This is a genomic window from Streptomyces bambusae (assembly GCF_020532645.1).
Lineage (GTDB): Bacteria > Actinomycetota > Actinomycetes > Streptomycetales > Streptomycetaceae > Streptomyces > Streptomyces bambusae.
In genome coordinates, this window is sequence record NZ_JAJAUZ010000028.1 from 26507 (window position 1) to 44525 (window position 18019).

17 protein-coding genes and 1 riboswitch are annotated in these 18019 nt (G+C 69.4%); of the genes, 12 read left to right on the top strand and 5 right to left on the bottom strand.

Features of this window, described 5'->3' with window-relative positions; translation table 11 throughout:
* Nucleotides 1-19: 19 nt before the first annotated feature.
* Nucleotides 20-235: a hypothetical protein gene (locus tag LG634_RS20205; RefSeq protein WP_372482464.1), complete on the bottom strand. Its 216-nt coding sequence runs from the start codon at nucleotides 233-235 to the stop codon at nucleotides 20-22.
* A 132-nt stretch (nucleotides 236-367) separates the two neighbouring features.
* Between LG634_RS20205 and LG634_RS20210 the strand changes: the two genes are divergently transcribed.
* A complete protein-coding gene (locus LG634_RS20210; RefSeq protein WP_226735295.1) occupies nucleotides 368-1345 on the top strand; it encodes a carbohydrate kinase family protein in 978 nt (325 codons plus the stop codon).
* Nucleotides 1346-1403: 58 nt separating this feature from the next.
* Here LG634_RS20210 and LG634_RS20215 read toward each other — a convergent pair whose 3' ends face one another.
* A complete protein-coding gene (locus LG634_RS20215) occupies nucleotides 1404-2789 on the bottom strand; it encodes a cysteine desulfurase/sulfurtransferase TusA family protein (RefSeq protein WP_226735296.1) in 1386 nt (461 codons plus the stop codon).
* Between the two features lie 283 nt (nucleotides 2790-3072).
* Here LG634_RS20215 and ctaC point away from each other — a divergent pair, with 283 nt between their 5' ends.
* The 4 genes from ctaC (at nucleotide 3073) to LG634_RS20235 (ending at nucleotide 7622) form a co-directional block, all read left to right on the top strand.
* The gene (ctaC, locus tag LG634_RS20220; RefSeq protein WP_226735297.1) at nucleotides 3073-4107 is read left to right on the top strand and encodes an aa3-type cytochrome oxidase subunit II; all 1035 of its coding nucleotides are present in this window, start codon (nucleotides 3073-3075) and stop codon (nucleotides 4105-4107) included.
* A complete protein-coding gene (gene ctaD / locus LG634_RS20225; RefSeq protein WP_226735298.1) occupies nucleotides 4104-5840 on the top strand; it encodes an aa3-type cytochrome oxidase subunit I in 1737 nt (578 codons plus the stop codon). The genes ctaC and ctaD overlap by 4 nt, the downstream gene beginning before the upstream one ends.
* On the top strand, nucleotides 5837-6235 hold the full coding sequence (locus LG634_RS20230; RefSeq protein WP_226735299.1) for a cytochrome c oxidase subunit 4: 399 nt from the start codon (nucleotides 5837-5839) through the stop codon (nucleotides 6233-6235). The genes ctaD and LG634_RS20230 overlap by 4 nt, the downstream gene beginning before the upstream one ends.
* Before the next feature lie 136 nt (nucleotides 6236-6371).
* On the top strand, nucleotides 6372-7622 hold the full coding sequence (locus tag LG634_RS20235; RefSeq protein WP_226735300.1) for a L,D-transpeptidase: 1251 nt from the start codon (nucleotides 6372-6374) through the stop codon (nucleotides 7620-7622).
* A gap of 92 nt (nucleotides 7623-7714) precedes the next feature.
* Here the strand turns inward: LG634_RS20235 and LG634_RS20240 are convergent, their stop codons facing one another.
* Nucleotides 7715-8116 carry a hypothetical protein gene (locus LG634_RS20240; RefSeq protein WP_226735301.1) on the bottom strand — a complete coding sequence of 134 codons (402 nt, stop codon included), beginning with the start codon at nucleotides 8114-8116 and terminating at the stop codon, nucleotides 7715-7717.
* 185 nt (nucleotides 8117-8301) lie between these two features.
* On the opposite strand from LG634_RS20240, the gene ctaE reads away from it, so the two are divergent.
* From ctaE to LG634_RS20270, 6 genes are all read left to right on the top strand, one after another.
* Nucleotides 8302-8922 carry an aa3-type cytochrome oxidase subunit III gene (gene ctaE / locus LG634_RS20245; RefSeq protein ID WP_226735302.1) on the top strand — a complete coding sequence of 207 codons (621 nt, stop codon included), beginning with the start codon at nucleotides 8302-8304 and terminating at the stop codon, nucleotides 8920-8922.
* A 76-nt stretch (nucleotides 8923-8998) separates the two neighbouring features.
* The gene (gene qcrC, locus LG634_RS20250; protein WP_226735303.1) at nucleotides 8999-9808 is read left to right on the top strand and encodes a cytochrome bc1 complex diheme cytochrome c subunit; all 810 of its coding nucleotides are present in this window, start codon (nucleotides 8999-9001) and stop codon (nucleotides 9806-9808) included.
* The gene (gene qcrA, locus LG634_RS20255; protein WP_226735304.1) at nucleotides 9805-10863 is read left to right on the top strand and encodes a cytochrome bc1 complex Rieske iron-sulfur subunit; all 1059 of its coding nucleotides are present in this window, start codon (nucleotides 9805-9807) and stop codon (nucleotides 10861-10863) included. Before qcrC ends, qcrA begins: the two co-directional genes overlap by 4 nt.
* Complete coding sequence (qcrB, locus tag LG634_RS20260) at nucleotides 10860-12488, top strand: cytochrome bc1 complex cytochrome b subunit (RefSeq protein ID WP_226735305.1); 1629 nt, start codon at nucleotides 10860-10862, stop codon at nucleotides 12486-12488. Before qcrA ends, qcrB begins: the two co-directional genes overlap by 4 nt.
* 171 nt (nucleotides 12489-12659) lie before the next feature.
* A complete protein-coding gene (gene trpD, locus LG634_RS20265; protein WP_226735306.1) occupies nucleotides 12660-13751 on the top strand; it encodes an anthranilate phosphoribosyltransferase in 1092 nt (363 codons plus the stop codon).
* Nucleotides 13752-13837: 86 nt separating this feature from the next.
* Nucleotides 13838-13954: riboswitch (SAM riboswitch) on the top strand.
* A 253-nt stretch (nucleotides 13955-14207) separates the two neighbouring features.
* Complete coding sequence (locus LG634_RS20270; RefSeq protein ID WP_226735307.1) at nucleotides 14208-15662, top strand: aminotransferase class V-fold PLP-dependent enzyme; 1455 nt, start codon at nucleotides 14208-14210, stop codon at nucleotides 15660-15662.
* A gap of 957 nt (nucleotides 15663-16619) precedes the next feature.
* Here LG634_RS20270 and LG634_RS20275 read toward each other — a convergent pair.
* Both LG634_RS20275 and LG634_RS20280 read right to left on the bottom strand, forming a co-directional pair.
* A complete protein-coding gene (locus tag LG634_RS20275) occupies nucleotides 16620-16901 on the bottom strand; it encodes an Lrp/AsnC family transcriptional regulator (RefSeq protein WP_226735308.1) in 282 nt (93 codons plus the stop codon).
* Nucleotides 16898-17620, bottom strand: a complete 723-nt coding sequence (locus LG634_RS20280; protein ID WP_226735309.1) for a rhomboid family intramembrane serine protease — start codon at nucleotides 17618-17620, stop codon at nucleotides 16898-16900. The genes LG634_RS20275 and LG634_RS20280 overlap by 4 nt, the downstream gene beginning before the upstream one ends.
* A 144-nt stretch (nucleotides 17621-17764) precedes the next feature.
* Here LG634_RS20280 and LG634_RS20285 point away from each other — a divergent pair, with 144 nt between their 5' ends.
* Nucleotides 17765-18004: a hypothetical protein gene (locus LG634_RS20285; RefSeq protein WP_226735310.1), complete on the top strand. Its 240-nt coding sequence runs from the start codon at nucleotides 17765-17767 to the stop codon at nucleotides 18002-18004.
* Nucleotides 18005-18019: the final 15 nt, after the last annotated feature.

Genomic DNA, 18019 nt, shown 5'->3' on the forward strand with positions numbered 1-18019 from the left:
CTATCCGGTTCCCGGGCCCTCAGTCGCCGTACGCGGCCGTACCGGCGATCAGGCGGGCCGAGGAGGGCGGGACGGTGATCCCGTGGATCCGGTCGGGGGTCACCCGGACGGGGGCCGGTCCGGCGGGCACCGCCCAGTGCGGGGCCATCCGCGTGCAGTCGCCGATCAGGCCGGCGAGGCCGGAACCGGCCGCCGGTCCGGCGGTGGACATGGCGGAGTCGGGGTATGTCCTCATGCGGGCACGGTAAGCACGGCGCTCTCTGCGAAGAAAGGGCTACTACGGGGTAGTTTCGCACCGTGCCCGGGAGCGGGCAGGAGCGGGTAGCGTTGACTGTCCCCTTCCGCCCCTCGCAGGAGCATCCACGCCGTGCGTATCGCAGTCACCGGCTCCATCGCCACCGACCACCTCATGACCTTCCCCGGCCGCTTCGCCGACCAGCTCGTCGCGGACCAGCTGCACACGGTCTCCCTCTCCTTCCTCGTCGACAACCTCGACGTGCGGCGGGGCGGCGTCGGCCCGAACATCTGCTTCGGGATGGGCCAGCTCGGGGCCCGCCCCATCCTGGTCGGCGCCGCGGGGTACGACTTCGACGAGTACCGTGCCTGGCTCGACCGGCACGGCGTCGACACCGCCTCCGTGCGCATCTCCGAGGTCCTGCACACGGCCCGTTTCGTGTGCACCACGGACAAGGACCACAATCAGATCGGCTCCTTCTACACCGGCGCCATGAGTGAGGCCCGCCTCATCGAGCTGAAGTCCGTCGCGGACCGGGTCGGCGGCCTGGACCTGGTCCTGATCGGCGCCGACGACCCCGAGGCGATGCTCCGCCACACGGAGGAGTGCCGGACCCGCGGGATCCCGTTCGCGGCCGACTTCTCGCAGCAGATCGCCCGCATGGACGGCGAGAACATCCGCACCCTGATGGAGGGCGCGACCTTCCTCTTCTCGAACGAGTACGAGAAGGGCCTCATCGAGTCGAAGTCCGGCTGGACCGAGGACGAGATCCTCGCCAAGGTCGGCACCCGCGTCACCACCCTCGGCTCCCAGGGCGTCAAGATCGAGCGGGCCGGCCACGACCCGATCCTGGTCGGCTGCCCCGAGGAGAACGCCAAGGTCGACCCGACCGGCGTCGGCGACGCGTTCCGCGCGGGCTTCTTGACCGGCCTCGGCTGGGGCGTCGGCCTGGAGCGGGCCGCGCAGGTCGGCTGCATGCTGGCCACGCTGGTCATCGAGACCCTCGGCACCCAGGAGTACACCCTGGCCCGGGCGCACTTCATGGACCGCTTCACCAAGGCGTACGGCGACGAGGCCGCCGCCGAGGTCCAGGCCCACCTGACCGTCTGAGCACCGGGGCTCCGCCCCGGACCCGCGGGTCCGGGGCGGAGCCCCGTGCGGTGCGGGGTCACACCCGGCGCCGCACCCGGTACGCCACGCCGCCGCCGTCCGCCGGCGCTTCGCCCAGGTACGCCTGCCCCCGCATCGCGCACCACGCCGGGATGTCCAGCCGGGCCACCTCGTCGTCCGACACGACCGTGACGACACCCCCCACCGCCACGGTGGAGATGACCTTCGCCAGCTCGATCACCGGCTGCGGGCACCGCAGCCCGAGCGCGTCGACGACCACCGACTCGGCGACGGGCTCGGCATCGGTCCCGGCGACCGGCACCCCGAGCCGCTCCCGCACCCCCGCGACCACCCCCGGCAGCACCTCCAGGAACCGGTTCACGTCGTCCGACGAGGTGCCCGGCGGCAGTGACACCCGCACGTTCCCCTCCGACAGCACCCCCATCGCCCGCAGCACATGGCTCGGCGTCAGCGTGGAGCTCGTACAGGACGACCCGGACGACACCGAGAACCCGGCCCGGTCCAGCTCGTGCAGCAGGATCTCCCCGTCGACGTAGAGACAGGAGAAGGTCACCAGGTGCGGCAGCCGCCGCTCCGCGTCCCCGACCACCTCCACGTCCGGCACCAGCCGCGCCACCCGCCGCCGGATCCGGTCCACCAGGACCCGCAGCCGCCGCCCCTCCTCCTCGGCCTCCGCCCGTACCGCCCGCAGCGAGGCCGCGGCCGCCACGATCGCGGGGATGTTCTCGAACCCCGCCGACCGCCCCGACTCCCGTTCGTCCACCGGCCCTTGGGGAGCGAACCGGACCCCCTTGCGGACCGCCAGCAGCCCCACCCCGGCCGGCCCGCCCCATTTGTGCGCGCTCCCCGCCAGCAGCGACCAGTCGCCCGGCACCGGCCCCCACGGCAGCGACTGGGCCGCGTCCACCAGCAGCGGCACCCCAGCCGCCCGGCAGGCCGCCGCGGCCTCCTCGACCGGCTGCACCGTCCCCACCTCGTGGTTGGCGGACTGCAGGCAGGCCAGCGCGGTGTCGGCCCGCAGCGCCGCGGCGAACGACTCCGCCGCCACCGCACCCGTCCGGTCCACCGGCACCTCGGTCAGAGTCCCGCCGCCCGCCGTGTGCGCCTCGGCCGCATGGAGCACGGAGGAGTGCTCCACCGCCGATACGACCAGATGCCCGCCGGCCCGCCGGCGTCCCGCGAGCGCCCCCCGGACGCCGAGGTGAACCGCGCGTGTCCCCGAAGGAGTGAACACGAGCTCGTCCGGACGGCACCCCACCGCCTCCGCCGCGGCCTCCCGGGCGGCGTCCAGGAGCAGCCTGGCCCGCCGCCCCTCCCGGTACAGCCGGGCCGGATCCGCCCACCCCTCGTCGAGCGCGGCCACCAGGGCCTGGCGGGCGACGGGATGCAGCGGAGCAGAGGAAGCGGAGTCGAAGTACGGCATGTGGGCACGCTACGCCGCGCACCCCGCTCCTCAGGTCAGGGGGCGTCAGATGGCCCTCCGGGCCCGCCGGTCGGGCTCGCGCGAGCCGTCCCCCGGAAGGCGGAGCCACCCCTTCGGGGGCTGTCGCGGCGCGTTGGGCACCCTCCCCGCGCGACCCCAAATAGCGTCCAGTAGGGTTTGGTCCGCATAAACATCCAAACCCCTGCCCGCGTCAGGGCCGGCGACCGACCCGCGAGACGGCCGCAGCCGGTCGCGCGGGCCGAGACTCTCGGGAAGGCGCTACGTGAGTCCCTACGGCTCCGACCGCTCGCCGCGGCGCCCGATGCGGCGGAAGCTGCTGCAGGCGCTGACTGCGGGTATGGTCCTGGCGACCGCGACTGGTTGCTCGTATACCTGGAAAGACTTCCCCCGCCTCGGAATGCCCACTCCGGTCACCGAGGAGGCGCCGCGCATCCTCTCCCTGTGGCAGGGCTCCTGGGCGGCCGCCCTCGTCACGGGCATCCTGGTCTGGGGCCTGATCCTGTGGAGCGTCATCTTCCACCGGCGCAGCCGCACCAAGGTGGAGGTTCCGCCGCAGACCCGGTACAACATGCCGATCGAGGCGCTGTACACCGTGGTCCCGCTCATCATCGTTTCGGTGCTGTTCTACTTCACCGCACGTGACGAGTCGAAGCTGCTCGCCCTCTCCGACAAGCCGAAGCACACCATCAACGTGGTGGGCTTCCAGTGGAGCTGGGGCTTCAACTACATCGAGGACGTCGACGGCGACCCCGCGACCCCGCAGCTTCCCCCCGTGGAGGTGCCCGAGGGCGCGTCCGCGAAGGAGAAGGCCGAGGCCGAGAAGGCGCCGCGCGTTCCCAAGGAACTCGCCTCCATCCCGGACAAGTACACCAAGGACTTCCCCGCGGGCGCCGAGGGCGTCTACACCAAGGGCGTCCCCGGTGACCGGAACCCGCAGAACGGCAACCCGGGCCCGACCCTCTGGCTCCCCAAGGGCGAGAAGGTCCGCTTCATCCTGTCGTCCAACGACGTCATCCACTCGTTCTGGGTGGTGCCCTTCCTGTTCAAGCAGGACGTCATCCCCGGGCACACCAATGTCTTCGAGGTGACCCCCACGCAGGAGGGCACCTTCATGGGCAAGTGCGCCGAGCTCTGCGGCGTCGACCACTCCCGGATGCTCTTCAACGTGAAGGTCGTCTCCCCGGAGCGCTACCAGGCGCACCTGAAGGAGCTGGCCGAGAAGGGGCAGACCGGTTACCTCCCGGCCGGTATCAAGCTGACCGACCCGGCCCGGAACTCGGAGACGAACAAACTGTGAGCATCCTCAACGAACCTCAGGGTGCCGCGGCAGCTGACGACTCGTACGAGAACGAGCTGCCGGTGCGGCGCAAGCAGCCGGGCAACGTCGTCGTGAAGTGGCTGACCACCACCGACCACAAGACGATCGGCACGCTCTACCTGGTCACCTCGTTCGTGTTCTTCATCATCGGCGGCATCATGGCGCTCTTCATGCGCGCCGAGCTTGCCCGTCCGGGTACGCAGATCATGTCGAACGAGCAGTTCAACCAGGCGTTCACGATGCACGGCACGATCATGCTGCTGATGTTCGCGACGCCGCTGTTCGCCGGATTCGCGAACTGGATCATGCCGCTGCAGATCGGCGCGCCCGACGTGGCGTTCCCGCGGCTGAACATGTTCGCGTACTGGCTGTACCTCTTCGGTTCGACCATCGCGGTGGCCGGCTTCGTCACCCCGCAGGGTGCCGCCGACTTCGGCTGGTTCGCCTACTCCCCGCTGTCGGACGCCGTCCGCTCGCCGGGCATCGGCGCCGACATGTGGATCATGGGTCTGGCCTTCTCCGGCTTCGGCACGATCCTCGGCTCGGTCAACTTCATCACCACGATCATCTGCATGCGCGCGCCCGGCATGACGATGTTCCGCATGCCGATCTTCACCTGGAACGTGCTGCTGACCGGTGTCCTGGTCCTGCTCGCCTTCCCGGTGCTCGCCGCCGCGCTCTTCGCGCTGGAGGCGGACCGCAAGTTCGGCTCGCACATCTTCGACGCGGCCAACGGCGGCGCACTGCTGTGGCAGCACCTCTTCTGGTTCTTCGGACACCCAGAGGTGTACATCATCGCCCTGCCGTTCTTCGGCATCATCTCCGAGGTCATCCCGGTCTTCTCGCGCAAGCCGATGTTCGGTTACATCGGCCTGATCGCCGCGACGATCGCGATCGCCGGCCTCTCGGTGACGGTGTGGGCCCACCACATGTACGTCACCGGTGGTGTGCTGCTGCCGTTCTTCTCCTTCATGACCTTCCTGATCGCGGTACCGACCGGTGTGAAGTTCTTCAACTGGATCGGCACCATGTGGAAGGGCTCGCTGTCCTTCGAGACCCCGATGCTCTGGGCCGTCGGCTTCCTGATCACCTTCACCTTCGGTGGTCTGACCGGCGTCATCCTGGCCTCGCCCCCGATGGACTTCCACGTCTCCGACTCGTACTTCGTCGTCGCGCACTTCCACTACGTCATCTTCGGCACCGTGGTCTTCGCGATGTTCTCCGGCTTCCACTTCTGGTGGCCGAAGTTCACGGGCAAGATGCTGGACGAGCGCCTCGGCAAGATCACGTTCTGGACCCTGTTCGTGGGCTTCCACGGCACGTTCCTGGTGCAGCACTGGCTCGGCGCGGAGGGCATGGCCCGCCGTTACGCGGACTACCTGGACGCCGACGGCTTCACCGCGCTGAACACGATCTCGACGATCAGCTCCTTCCTGCTCGGCCTGTCGATGCTTCCGTTCATGTACAACGTGTGGAAGACCGCCAAGTACGGCAAGAAGATCGAGGTCGACGACCCGTGGGGCTACGGCCGTTCGCTGGAGTGGGCGACCTCCTGCCCGCCGCCGCGGCACAACTTCCTCACGCTGCCGCGCATCCGCTCGGAATCCCCTGCGTTCGACCTGCACCACCCTGAGATCGCCGCTCTCGACCACCTCGAGAACCACGGCGAGCCGGCCAAGGCCGTCACCGGTGACAAGGAGGCCGGCAAGTGAAGATCCAGGGCAAGATGTTCCTCTGGCTCTCCGCGTTCATCCTGATCATGGCCGTCGTGTACGGCGTGTGGTCGAAGGAGCCGGCGGGCACCACCGCGCTCTTCCTGGCCTTCGGCCTGAGCGTCATGATCGGCTACTACCTGGCCTTCACGGCCAAGCGTGTCGACGCCATGGCCCAGGACAACAAGGAAGCGGACGTCGCGGACGAGGCCGGCGAGCTCGGCTTCTTCTCCCCGCACAGCTGGCAGCCGCTCTCCCTGGCCGTCGGCGGCGCCCTGGCCTTCATGGGCGTCATCTTCGGCTGGTGGCTGATGTACTTCTCCGCTCCGGTGATCCTCGTGGGTCTGTGGGGCTGGGTGTACGAGTACTACCGCGGTGAGAACCAGAACCAGTAGGACCCGCTCCGCCGGTACGACCCGGTGGGCACGCAGCACGCGTTGGGGCCCGGACACCTCGTCACGAGGAGTCCGGGCCCCTCGTTTGCAGTCACCCCGCGCGCAGTAATAGTCATATCTTCATAGCGTTTGTGGCATGAGCCACACACCGCGTCTTTGGACCGTCCTCAGCTGCTCCATGCTGGTCGCGTCCCTCGGAGCCGGCGCCACGGCGTGCGGGTCCAAGGGCAGCCCGCTCGCCGCCCGCCCCTACGACGCGGCCGACCAGGTCGGCTTCAACCAGAAGGCCGGCAGCCGCCCCGTCGACCCCGGACGGCCGCTGGAGGTGACCGCGAAGGGCAAGGACGGCCGGATCACCGACGTCACCGTCACCGACACGCACGGCCGCCGCCTCGCCGGCGAACTCTCCGCCGACGGCGACCGCTGGCACAGCACGACCCCGCTCGCCGCCGGCGTCCGCTACACCGTCACCGTCCGCACCGAGAAGCCCGACGGCTCTCCCGGGCAGCGCACCCTCTCCTTCGACACCACCCCGGCCCACAAGCTCCTCAAGGTCGTGTTCGGCCCGGACGCGGGCACGTACGGCGTCGGGCAGCCCATCACGGCCGAACTCAGCGAGCCCGTCGCCGACAAGGCGGCCCGCGCCGTCGTCGAGCGGGCCCTGGTCGTCGAGTCCGCCCCCCGCACCGAGGGCTCCTGGTACTGGGTCGACGACAAGAAGCTGCACTACCGCCCGAAGGAGTACTGGCCCGCCCACGCCACCGTCTCCGTACGCAGCAACCTGGAGGGCATCCAGGTCGCCCCCGGCCTGCACGGGGCCACCGGGGCGCCGCTGAAGCTGGAGATCGGCGACCGGGTCGAGGTCGAAACCGACGCCTCCTCGCACCAGCTGACGTTCAAACGCAACGGAGAAGTGATCAACACCATCCCGGTGACCACCGGCAAGCCGGGCTTCTCCACCCGCAACGGCTACAAGGTGGTCCTCGGCAAGCAGTACTTCGTCCAGATGCGCGGCGACACCGTCGGCATCTCCCAGAGCAGCAGCGAGTACTACAACCTGCCCGTCTACTACGCCACCCGCGTCACCTGGAGTGGTGAATACGTGCACGCCGCCCCGTGGTCCGTCGGCTCCCAGGGCTACGCCAACGTCAGCCACGGCTGCACCGGCATGAGCACCGGCAACGCCGCCTGGTTCTACGAGAACATCAAGGAGGGCGACATCGTCCGCGTCGTCAACAGCATCGGCGAGGACATGGACCCGTTCGGGAACGGCTTCGGCGACTGGAACGTGCCCTGGAAGAAGTGGCGCGAGGGCAGCGCCCTGATCGCCGGCACCCCGGACGGCAGCACCCCCGCCGACAGCGCCCGGCTGCGCCCCCGGGTGTGATCACAAGGCCGCTGAGCGGCCCTCACACGCATTCGGGGCCCCTCGGGGCCCCGAACCGCCTCCTCAGGCCCCGCAGGGCCGCACCGGCCGTCTCAGTGATCCACCGAGAGGCGGGTCCGCAGGACGTCCGCCAGCGCGCCCGCGAACTCCACCGGGTCCACCGGATGGGTGACGGCACGGTCCGCCCGGCTCCACGTGGCAAGCCAGGCGTCCTGCGGGCGCCCGATCAGCAGCAGCACCGGCGGGCACCGGAACACCTCGTCCTTGATCTGCCGGCAGACGCCCATGCCGCCCGCCGGCACGGCCTCCCCGTCCAGCACGCAGGCATCGATCCCGCCGTCCTCCAGGGCCTTCAACACGCCCGGCAGCGTCGCGCACTCGACGAACTCCACCGGCGGCAGGTCCGCGGCCGGCCTGTGGCCCGACGCCAGCCGCACCTGCTCCCTCGTGTTGGCGTCGTCGCTGTAGACCAGAACCCTCGCAGTCGCCCGCATCGTTCCTCCACGCGTCACAGGAATCACAGTGATGTTGCGCGGGATCGTACTCCTCCCGACGTCCTGTCAACATCGGTTCGCACGCCCCGGTGACGGCCGTTTGCTGGGCCGTTCGGGCAGTGCACACCCCCCGGACACTCCGAACGGCACCCCCCGGGGTGAGGGCGGGATAAGCGACCGACATAATGTCGGTCGTGGCGACAGCAACGACAGTAGATACCGGGCACGCGCACCCGACGGTCAACAGGCCGAACCTCGTCAGCGTCGGAACCATCATCTGGTTGAGTTCCGAGCTGATGTTCTTCGCGGCCCTTTTCGCGATGTACTTCACCCTGCGATCGGTGACGGGTACCGACTTCTGGACCGAGAAGGCCGACCTTCTCAACCTCCCGTTCTCGGCGACCAACACCACGATCCTGGTGCTCTCCTCCCTCACCTGCCAGCTCGGCGTCTTCGCCGCCGAGCGCGGTGACGTGAAGAAGCTCCGCACCTGGTTCGTGATCACCTTCGTCATGGGTGCGATCTTCATTGGCGGCCAGGTGTTCGAGTACACCGAGCTGGTCAAGCACGAGGGCCTCTCGCTCTCGTCTGACGCGTACGGCTCGGTCTTCTACCTGACCACCGGCTTCCACGGTCTGCACGTGACGGGCGGTCTCATCGCCTTCCTGCTGGTCCTGGGCCGGACCTACGCGGCCAAGAGGTTCACCCACGAACAGGCGACCTCGGCCATCGTCGTGTCCTACTACTGGCACTTCGTCGATGTCGTCTGGATCGGCCTCTTCGCGACGATCTACCTGATCAAGTAGCGATCACGTCGCCGGGTCCGAACCCGGCATCCATCCAGCAACACCGACGCAGAAGATCCTGACACCGGGGTAATCCGTGAAAAAGCTCTCCGCACGACGACGCCATCCGCTGGCGGCGGTCGTCGTTCTACTCCTCGCGCTGGCGGCCACTGGGGGGCTGTACGCCGCGTTCGCGCCCGCGGGCAAGGCGCAGGCCGATGAAACCGCCCAGTCCCTCGCCATCGAGGAGGGTCAGAAGCTCTACGCCGTGGGCTGCGCAAGCTGCCACGGGTCCGGGGGTCAGGGTTCATCTGACGGCCCGAGCCTGGTGGGCGTCGGCTCCGCCGCCGTCGACTTCCAGGTGAGCACGGGCCGTATGCCCGCCCAGCAGCCCGGCGCCCAGGTGCCGAAGAAGAAGAACATCTACACCCAGGCGCAGATCGACCAGCTCGCCGCGTACATCGCGTCCCTCGGTGCCGGCCCGATCACGCCGACCGAGAAGCAGTACGACCCGGCCGGCGCGGACATCGCCCGCGGTGGTGAGCTGTTCCGCAACAACTGCGCGCAGTGCCACAACTTCACCGGTGAGGGCGGCGCGCTGACGCACGGCAAGTACGCCCCCAACCTTGAGGGTGTCTCGCCGAAGCACATCTACGAGGCCATGCTCACCGGCCCGCAGAACATGCCTTCCTTCCCGGACAGCACCATGCCGGAGAAGGAGAAGAAGGACATCATCGCGTACCTCCAGACCGTCAACGGCGACAAGTCGGAGAGCCCCGGCGGCCTCAAGCTCGGCGGCCTCGGCCCCGTCAGCGAAGGCCTGTTCGGCTGGATCTTCGGTCTGGGAACGCTCATCGCTGTCGCCGTCTGGGTCGCGGCCCACACCGCTAAGGCCAAGAAGTCATGAGTAGCCAAGACATTCCCGAAGACAAGCACCTGCCGACCGAGCAGGGCGACGCGCACCACGGTGGTGTGGCGGTGGCGGACGACCCGTTCGCCGACCCCGGCCTGCCGGCCCACAAGCCGCGCATCCAGGACATCGACGAGCGGGCGGCCAAGCGCTCCGAGCGCACCGTGGCCATGCTGTTCACGCTGTCGATGCTGGCCACGATCGGCTTCATCGCGTCCTACGTGACGATCCCGGTGGACAAGATCGTCTACATCTGGCCGTTCGGCCACGTGAGCGGTCTGAACTTCGCCCTCGGCGTCACGCTCGGCATCGCCCTCTTCTGCATCGGCGCGGGCGCGGTCCACTGGGCCCGCACCCTGATGTCCGACGTCGAGGTCGCCGACGAGCGCCACCCGATCGAGGCCGCCCCCGAGGTCAAGGCCAAGGTCCTGGCGGACTTCGCCGACGGTGCCCGCGAGTCCGACATCGGCCGCCGCAAGCTCATCCGCAACACGATGCTCGGAGCGCTGGCCATGGTGCCGCTCTCCGGTGTCGTCCTGCTGCGCGACCTGGGCCCGCTGCCCGAGGACAAGCTCCGCAAGACGATCTGGGCCAAGGGCAAGCTGCTCATCAACCAGAACACGATGGAGCCGCTGCGTCCCGAGGACGTCGCCGTCGGTTCGCTGACCTTCGCCATGCCCGAGGGCCTGGAAGAGGACCAGCACGACTACATGCAGCAGATCGCCAAGGCTGCCCTGATGATCGTCCGTATCCAGCCGGAGGACATCAAGGACAAGCAGGAGCTGGAGTGGTCCCACGACGGCATCGTGGCCTACTCGAAGATCTGCACCCACGTCGGCTGCCCGATCAGCCTGTACGAGCAGCAGACCCACCACGTGCTCTGCCCGTGCCACCAGTCCACTTTCGACCTCTCCGACGGCGCCCGCGTCATCTTCGGCCCGGCCGGTCACGCCCTCCCGCAGCTGCGGATCGGCGTGAATGACGAAGGCTTCCTCGAGGCGCTCGGCGACTTCGAAGAGCCCGTCGGTCCTGCCTTCTGGGAGCGCGGATGAGCACTGCGACCGCTACCGACAAGCGCAAAGCGCCGGCGGGCGAGCGCGTAGCCGACTGGGCGGACGGCCGCCTGGGCATCTACAGCCTCGCCAAGTCGAACATGCGCAAGATCTTCCCGGACCACTGGTCCTTCATGCTGGGTGAGATCTGCCTCTACAGCTTCATCATCATCATCCTCACGGGTGTGTACCTGACGCTGTTCTTCCACCCGAGCATGAACGAGGTCGTGTACCACGGCTCGTACGTGCCGATGCAGGGCGTCCGGATGTCCGAGGCCTACGCCTCGACGCTGGACATCAGCTTCGACGTCCGCGGCGGTCTGCTCATCCGGCAGATCCACCACTGGGCGGCCCTGATCTTCGTCGCGGCCATGCTCGTGCACATGATGCGCGTGTTCTTCACCGGCGCGTTCCGCAAGCCGCGTGAGGTCAACTGGGTCTTCGGCTTCCTGCTGCTGGTCCTCGGCATGTTCACCGGCTTCACCGGTTACTCCCTGCCGGACGACCTGCTCTCGGGCACCGGTGTCCGCTTCATGGAGGGCGCGATCCTGTCCGTGCCGATCGTGGGCACGTACCTGTCGATGTTCCTCTTCGGCGGCGAGTTCCCCGGCCACGACTTCGTGGCCCGGTTCTACTCGATCCACATCCTGCTGCTGCCGGGCATCATGCTCGGCCTGCTGGTGGCGCACCTGATCCTGGTCTTCTACCACAAGCACACCCAGTTCGCGGGCCCCGGCCGCACGAACAACAACGTCGTCGGCATGCCCCTGCTGCCGGTGTACATGGCCAAGGCCGGCGGCTTCTTCTTCCTGGTCTTCGGCGTCATCGCGGTCATCTCCGCGATCGCCTCGATCAACCCGATCTGGGCGCTCGGCCCGTACATCCCGGACCACGTGTCCACGGGTGCACAGCCCGACTGGTACATGGGCTTCTCCGAAGGTCTCATCCGTGCCATGCCGGGCTGGGAGATCAACCTCTGGGGCCACACGCTCGTCCTGGGCGTGTTCATCCCGCTGGTGATCTTCCCGCTGGTCCTCGCGGCCATCGCCGTCTACCCGTTCATCGAGTCCTGGGTCACCGGCGACAAGCGCGAGCACCACATCCTGGACCGCCCGCGCAACGCGCCGACCCGTACGGGCTTCGGCGTCGCGTGGCTGACCTGGTACGTCATCCTGCTCATCGCAGGTGGCAACGACATGTTCGCGCAGTACTTCCACCTGTCGATCAACGCCATCACGTGGTTCGCCCGCATCGGCTTCTTCGTCGGCCCGGTCATCGCGTTCGTCATCACCAAGCGCATCTGCCTCGGCCTCCAGCGCCGCGACCGCGACAAGGTGCTGCACGGCCGTGAGACCGGCATCATCAAGCGCCTGCCGCACGGTGAGTTCGTCGAGGTCCACGAGCCGCTGTCGCCTGGCAAGCTGCACACCCTCACCGCGCACGAGCAGTACAAGCCCGCCGAGATCGGCCCGACGGTCGACGAGAACGGTGTCGAGCGCAAGGTGAAGCTGATGGAGAAGCTCCGCGTGAAGCTCAGCAAGGGCTACTACGGGGAGGACCACCAGATTCCGAAGGCCACGGCCGAGGAGTACAAGGAGATCCAGAGCGGCCACGGCCACCACTGATCTCCCTCCGGGATCCCCCTCGGAGCGGTCCCCGGACCCCTCCGAGACGAACTGATCGCCACAGCAGGAGCCCCGTCCAGCCTCTGGACGGGGCTCTTCGCTGTGCTGCGGGCTGGATAGGGTGACCATGCGACACCCTCTGTAATTCGGCGATGGACCCAGGAGTGGACCATGAACGTTGCGACCCCGACAGGCGGCGACGGCGTGGCGGGCCTGACCTGGCCGGGCGTACTCGACGCCCTGCTCGGCGGCAAGGACCTCTCGGCCGACGAGACCGCCTGGGCCATGGACCGGATCATGCGGGGCGAAGCCACCGACGCGCAGATCGCCGGCTTCGCCGTGGCCCTGCGCGCCAAGGGCGAGACCGTCGCCGAGATCACCGGACTCGTCCGCACCATGTACGCGCACGCCAACCTGATCCGGGTTCCCGGCCGGACCGTCGACATCGTCGGCACCGGCGGTGACGGCGCCAAGACCGTCAACATCTCCACCATGTCCGCGATCGTCGTCGCCGGCACCGGCGCCAAGGTCGTCAAGCACGGCAACCGGGCCGCCTCCTCCGCCAGCGGCGCCTCCGACGTCCTGGAGAAGCTCGGCGTCAACCTGGACCTGACGCCCGCCCGCGTCGCCCAGGTGGCCGAAGAAGCCGGCATCACCTTCTGCTTCGCCGTCAAGTTCCACCCCGCCCTGCGGCACGTCGCCGCCGCGCGCAGGGAACTCGGCATCCGGACCACCTTCAACTTCCTCGGACCGCTCACCAACCCGGCCCAGGTCCGCGCCCAGGCCACCGGCGTCGCCGACGCCCGGATGGCCCCCATCGTCGCCGGCGTGCTCGCCGAGCGGGGCTCCTCCGCCCTCGTGTTCCGCGGCGACGACGGCCTCGACGAACTCACCACCACGGCGACCTCCCGGGTCTGGTGGGTACGGGAAGGACGGGTGGACACGCAGGCGTTCGACCCGCGGGACGTGGGGATCGAGATCGTCGACATCTCGGCGCTGCGGGGCGCGGACGCCTCGTACAACGCCGATGTGGCACGGCGGCTGCTCGCGGGAGAGACCGGACCCGTGCGCGATGCCGTCCTGCTGAATTCCGCGGCGGCGCTCGTGGCCCTGGACGGGCTCGAAGGGGAAGGGGCCGGGGAATTGGGCTCCGGGACGCTGGAAGAGCGGATTCGGGCAGGGATCGAGCGCGCTGCCGAATCGATCGACTCGGGAGCCGCCCGGGAGGCACTGGAACGGTGGGTCGGATTCAGTCAGAAATGACTCCGCGCGACTGAAAAACCTCAGGGCCCGGTCCGAATGGTGGACCGGGCCTTGTCGTGTCGGGATCTTGTGGCAGGATGCATGTAGGTCACGAGTGACAGCGATCAGGCCCCGGCTTGCTGTCCGGCAACCCTCCTTCCGTGGCGGGGTGCCCCGGGTGATGACCTGGCCGTGGACCACAAGGTCCCCGGCAAGCGCGGATCCCTCGACACCAGGGATCCTGGTCATTCGAGGAGCGTTTTCCGTGAGCAAGCGAATGCGATAGGCGCGTAGCGCCCCTTCTTCATCATTTCCTCCGCGGGCCCGTGGGTTTGTGGCCGATGCCGCCCCTCCTTCCTTTGTGTGGCGTGCGTGCGTGGGGGTTTACCCGTGCGTGGGTTTCCTCGGTGTCTTCGGTTTTCGCCGACGGCTTTCGTGCGGGTTTCTTGAAGCCATTCCATCCCGGGAGATACCGTCATGTCCGCGTACCTGAATTCTGCTGGTTCTGCTGCTGTTTCCGGCGCTGGGGCCGGGGCTGCCTCTGCGTCTGCGTCTTCCTCTGCCCTTGCCTCTGCTGTGGGCGCCGGCGATGCCGACGCCGCCTGTCAGCCGCTGCCCGTGCTCGGGCGGGACGTGACCGTGCCGCTCGTGACCGGCGGGGAAGTCACGTACGCCGCGCTCGACTACGCCGCCAGCGCGCCCGCGCTCCAGCGGGTGTGGGACGACGTCGCCGCCTACGCGCCCTACTACGGCAGCGTCCACCGCGGCGCCGGGTACCTCTCGCAGCTGTCCACCGACCTGTTCGAGCAGAGCCGGGCCGCCGTCGCCGAATTCCTCGACTGCCGCGACGGCGACCAGGTCGTCTTCACCCGGTCCACCACCGACAGCCTCAACCTGCTCGCCCAGGCCCTGCCCGCCGGCTGCCAGGTGTTCGTCTTCGAGACCGAACACCACGCCTCGCTGCTGCCGTGGCGGGACGCGCACGTCACCTACCTCAACGCGCCCCGGACCCCCGCCCAGGCCGTCGCCACCCTGGAACGGGCCCTCGCCGACCGCGACCCGTACGGTCCGGCACTCGTCTGCGTCACCGGCGCGTCCAACGTGACCGGCGAACTCTGGCCCGTAAGGGAACTCGCCGCCGCCGCCCACGCCCACGGCGCGCGGATCGTCCTCGACGCGGCCCAGCTCGCACCCCACCATGCCGTCTCGATCGCCGACCTCGACGTCGACTGGGTCGCCTTCTCCGGACACAAGCTGTACGCGCCCTTCGGCTCCGGCGTCCTCGCCGGCCGTGCCGACTGGCTCCAGGAGGCCGAGCCGTACCTCGCCGGCGGCGGCGCGTCCCGGCAGGTCGCACGGCGGGAAGACGGCGGCGTGGACGTCGCCTGGCACACCACCGCCGCCCGCCACGAAGCCGGCTCGCCGAACGTCATCGGCGTCTACGCGATCGCCTCCGCCTGCCGCGCCCTCACCGAAGCCGGCTTCGACCGGCTGGTCGAACGCGAGCAGTCCCTCGTCCGGCGGGTACGGGAAGGCCTCGCGGCGGTGCCCGCGGTCAAGGTCCTGTCGCTGTTCGGCGACGACGCCCCGCGCGTCGGCGTCATCTCCTTCGTGGTCGAAGGCTGGAACAGCTCCCACTTCGCGGCCGCACTCTCCGCGGAATACGGCATCGGCGTCCGCGACGGCCTGTTCTGCGCCCACCCGCTGGTACGGACGCTGCTGGGCAGCGAACCCCAGGAGGCGGGGGAGTGCGGGTCCCCCGAAGGCGGGCCGGGGGAACGGTCCCTGAACGCGATCCGCGTGAGCTTCGGCGCGGGAACCCCCGACGAGCACGTGGACCGGTTCGTGGGGGCGGTCCGGGAACTCGTGGAGTGCGGGGCGCGGTGGCAGTACCGGACGGAGGGCGGCAGGTGCGTGGCGGTGGTGGGGTGAGGGGGCGGTGGGCGGTGGGCGGTAGGTGGTAGCCGGTAGGCGTTGCTGGGCGGTGTCGTAGGCGGGTGTTGCCCTTGAGCGGGGTTTCCTTTCCCCCCTATCCCGATGCTGCGGGGCCGGATCTGCCCTCCACCCCCGTGGTGGGGCGGGGTCTGGGGTCTGGGGTTTGCGGTGGCGGGGCCGGGCCGGGTTGTGGGGGCTCCGGGGGTTGCCCGCTGGTCTGATGGTGCGGTCGGCCCGGTGGCCGGCGTCAAGGGCGCTCCCTTCGGTCGCGTCGCTGCGCGATGGCCCTTCGGGCCACCCTTGACTCCGGCCACCGTGCCGCCGGTGTCCAGACCTGCGAGCACCCCCCGGAGGGGGAGGAACGGGCAGGGGGACGGGTGCGGCCGTGGCGTGTCCGGTAGTCCTGCGGGGTGCGGGCTGAGCCCGCGCCTTCGATCGCTACGCAGTCACTTCCGTATGGCGGCCACCGGGCCGGCCAGGGGTTGGGCATAAGCCGCCCACGATCGCCACGTGCGCGCCCTCGCCCGGCGGCGCCCCCGTGACCTGCGGTTTTCCGCCGGGCAGATGCCCGCCGGGGGACGTGTGACGCTTGCCGTCAACAAAGTGCGCTGAGCGGGTCATCCGGCCCCGTCAAGGGCCCATCCCCTCCGGCGGGCGACGGCCGCCAACGAATCCCCAGCCCCCCACCAGTGGCCCGGCAACTGTGATGCCTTGCACGGGTGGTGCGGGTGGGAGACCAACCCGCGCGGAGCGCGGGGCACCCACCGGCGCGGGAGGCCGCCAACGAAAGCCCGGCCATTCACCAGCGGCTCCGCATCCGGATGCGCTCAGTGGGTGGTGCGGGTGGGAGAACATCCCCGCGCGGAGCGCGGGGCACCCCACCGGCGGGCAGCCGGACACGAAGGCCGAGCCCGGCACGGGCAGGGCCGGAGCCACGCAGGCCAGGTGCAACGGTTACGCGTCGAGCCCGATCGCGAAGGCCGCTTCCAGGTCGTGCTGGGAGTACGTGCGGAAGGCGACGTGCGTGTCGGTGGCCTCGACGCCGGGGATCTTGGAGATACGGCCGGGGATGATGTCGGCCAGGTCGTCGTGGCGGGCGACGCGGACCAGGGCGATCAGGTCGTAGGTGCCGGTCACGGAGTAGACCTCGCTGACGTTCTCCAGCGCGGCGATCGCCTCGGCGATCTCGGGGATCCGGTCCACGCTGGTCTTGATGAGGACGAGAGCGGTGATCACGGCGGGTTGTCTCCCTCGGTGGCCGGGGCTGGGCTGCTGCTCACTTTAGTCGTACGCCGGTAGCGGGCCCACGCGTAGGCGGAGCCCAGGGCGAAGCCCGCGACGTGGGCGAGGTAGGCGACGCCGGGGCCGCCGCCGGCGCGGTGGGCGGCCAGGCTCTGGATGGCGAACCAGAAGGCCAGGACGAGCCAGGCGGGGAAGCGCAGGGGGAGGAAGAGGAGGAAGGGGAAGAGGCTGGTCACGCGGGCCCGGGGGAAGAGGAGGAGGAAGGCGCCGAGGACGCCGGAGATCGCCCCGGAGGCGCCCACCAGGGTCTGGTCGGAGCTCGCGTTGGCGGCGGCGTACGCGGCGAGCGAGAGGTAGCCGCAGACCAGGTAGAAGGCCGTGAACTCGGCGCGGCCCATGCGTTCCTCCGTCATGACGCCGAAGACGTACAGGAAGAGCATGTTGCCGAGCAGGTGCAACCAGCTGCCGTGGATGAAGAGGGCCGTCAGGGGGGTGAGGGCGGTGCGGGCGGAGAAGGTGAAGAGTTCGTCGGGGACCACGCCCCAGCGGCGGAGGTAGTCGTTCTGCGCGGCGAGGAGCGCGTCGCCGGTGCCGTAGGCCGGGTTGAGGCCGGAGAGCGGGCTCAGGACGAAGATCAGGGAGCAGGCCGCGATCAGGGTGTGGGTGATGACCGGGCCCGCTCCCCATTGCCTGACCCTGCCCGGTGCGATCATGCTCAGAGCATCGCGTACCGGGAGGAACGGGGCGGGTTGCCCCGCCGTGTCTCGCATGGAGGACGGGGGCCCGCGCCGGGACGCCGGGAGGCCGTAGGGTAACGAGCGGTACTCAGGCACCCACCCGAAGGAGACTGCGCCCAGATGACGGTTCCTCTGCCGACCGAGACGACGCGCTGGCGCTGCACGCTGTGCGGCAACCTCACCCGGTTCGACGTCACCCGCTCGTCGAAGGTGGTCGAGTACGTCCACCTCGACCTTGCGGGAGAGCCCAAGGTCGAGGAGCGTGAGGTGGTGAGTGAGACCATCGAGTCGGTCCGCTGCCGCTGGTGCAACGCGGTGGACCAGATCGAGCTCGTGGACAGGCCGGGCACGGACTCCTGAGGGGGTCGGGTCCGG

Excerpts from the sequence above, each read along its gene's own strand:
- LG634_RS20205 (WP_372482464.1), bottom strand. The coding sequence starts at position 235 with ATGAGGACATACCCCGACTCCGCCATGTCCACCGCCGGACCGGCGGCC.
- LG634_RS20215 (WP_226735296.1), bottom strand. The coding sequence starts at position 2,789 with ATGCCGTACTTCGACTCCGCTTCCTCTGCTCCGCTGCATCCCGTCGCC.
- LG634_RS20235 (WP_226735300.1), top strand. The coding sequence starts at position 6,372 with ATGAGCCACACACCGCGTCTTTGGACCGTCCTCAGCTGCTCCATGCTG.
- LG634_RS20240 (WP_226735301.1), bottom strand. The coding sequence starts at position 8,116 with ATGCGGGCGACTGCGAGGGTTCTGGTCTACAGCGACGACGCCAACACG.
- ctaE (WP_226735302.1), top strand. The coding sequence starts at position 8,302 with ATGTCGGTCGTGGCGACAGCAACGACAGTAGATACCGGGCACGCGCAC.
- qcrA (WP_226735304.1), top strand. The coding sequence starts at position 9,805 with ATGAGTAGCCAAGACATTCCCGAAGACAAGCACCTGCCGACCGAGCAG.
- qcrB (WP_226735305.1), top strand. The coding sequence starts at position 10,860 with ATGAGCACTGCGACCGCTACCGACAAGCGCAAAGCGCCGGCGGGCGAG.
- trpD (WP_226735306.1), top strand. The coding sequence starts at position 12,660 with ATGAACGTTGCGACCCCGACAGGCGGCGACGGCGTGGCGGGCCTGACC.
- LG634_RS20270 (WP_226735307.1), top strand. The coding sequence starts at position 14,208 with ATGTCCGCGTACCTGAATTCTGCTGGTTCTGCTGCTGTTTCCGGCGCT.
- LG634_RS20280 (WP_226735309.1), bottom strand. The coding sequence starts at position 17,620 with ATGATCGCACCGGGCAGGGTCAGGCAATGGGGAGCGGGCCCGGTCATC.
- LG634_RS20285 (WP_226735310.1), top strand. The coding sequence starts at position 17,765 with ATGACGGTTCCTCTGCCGACCGAGACGACGCGCTGGCGCTGCACGCTG.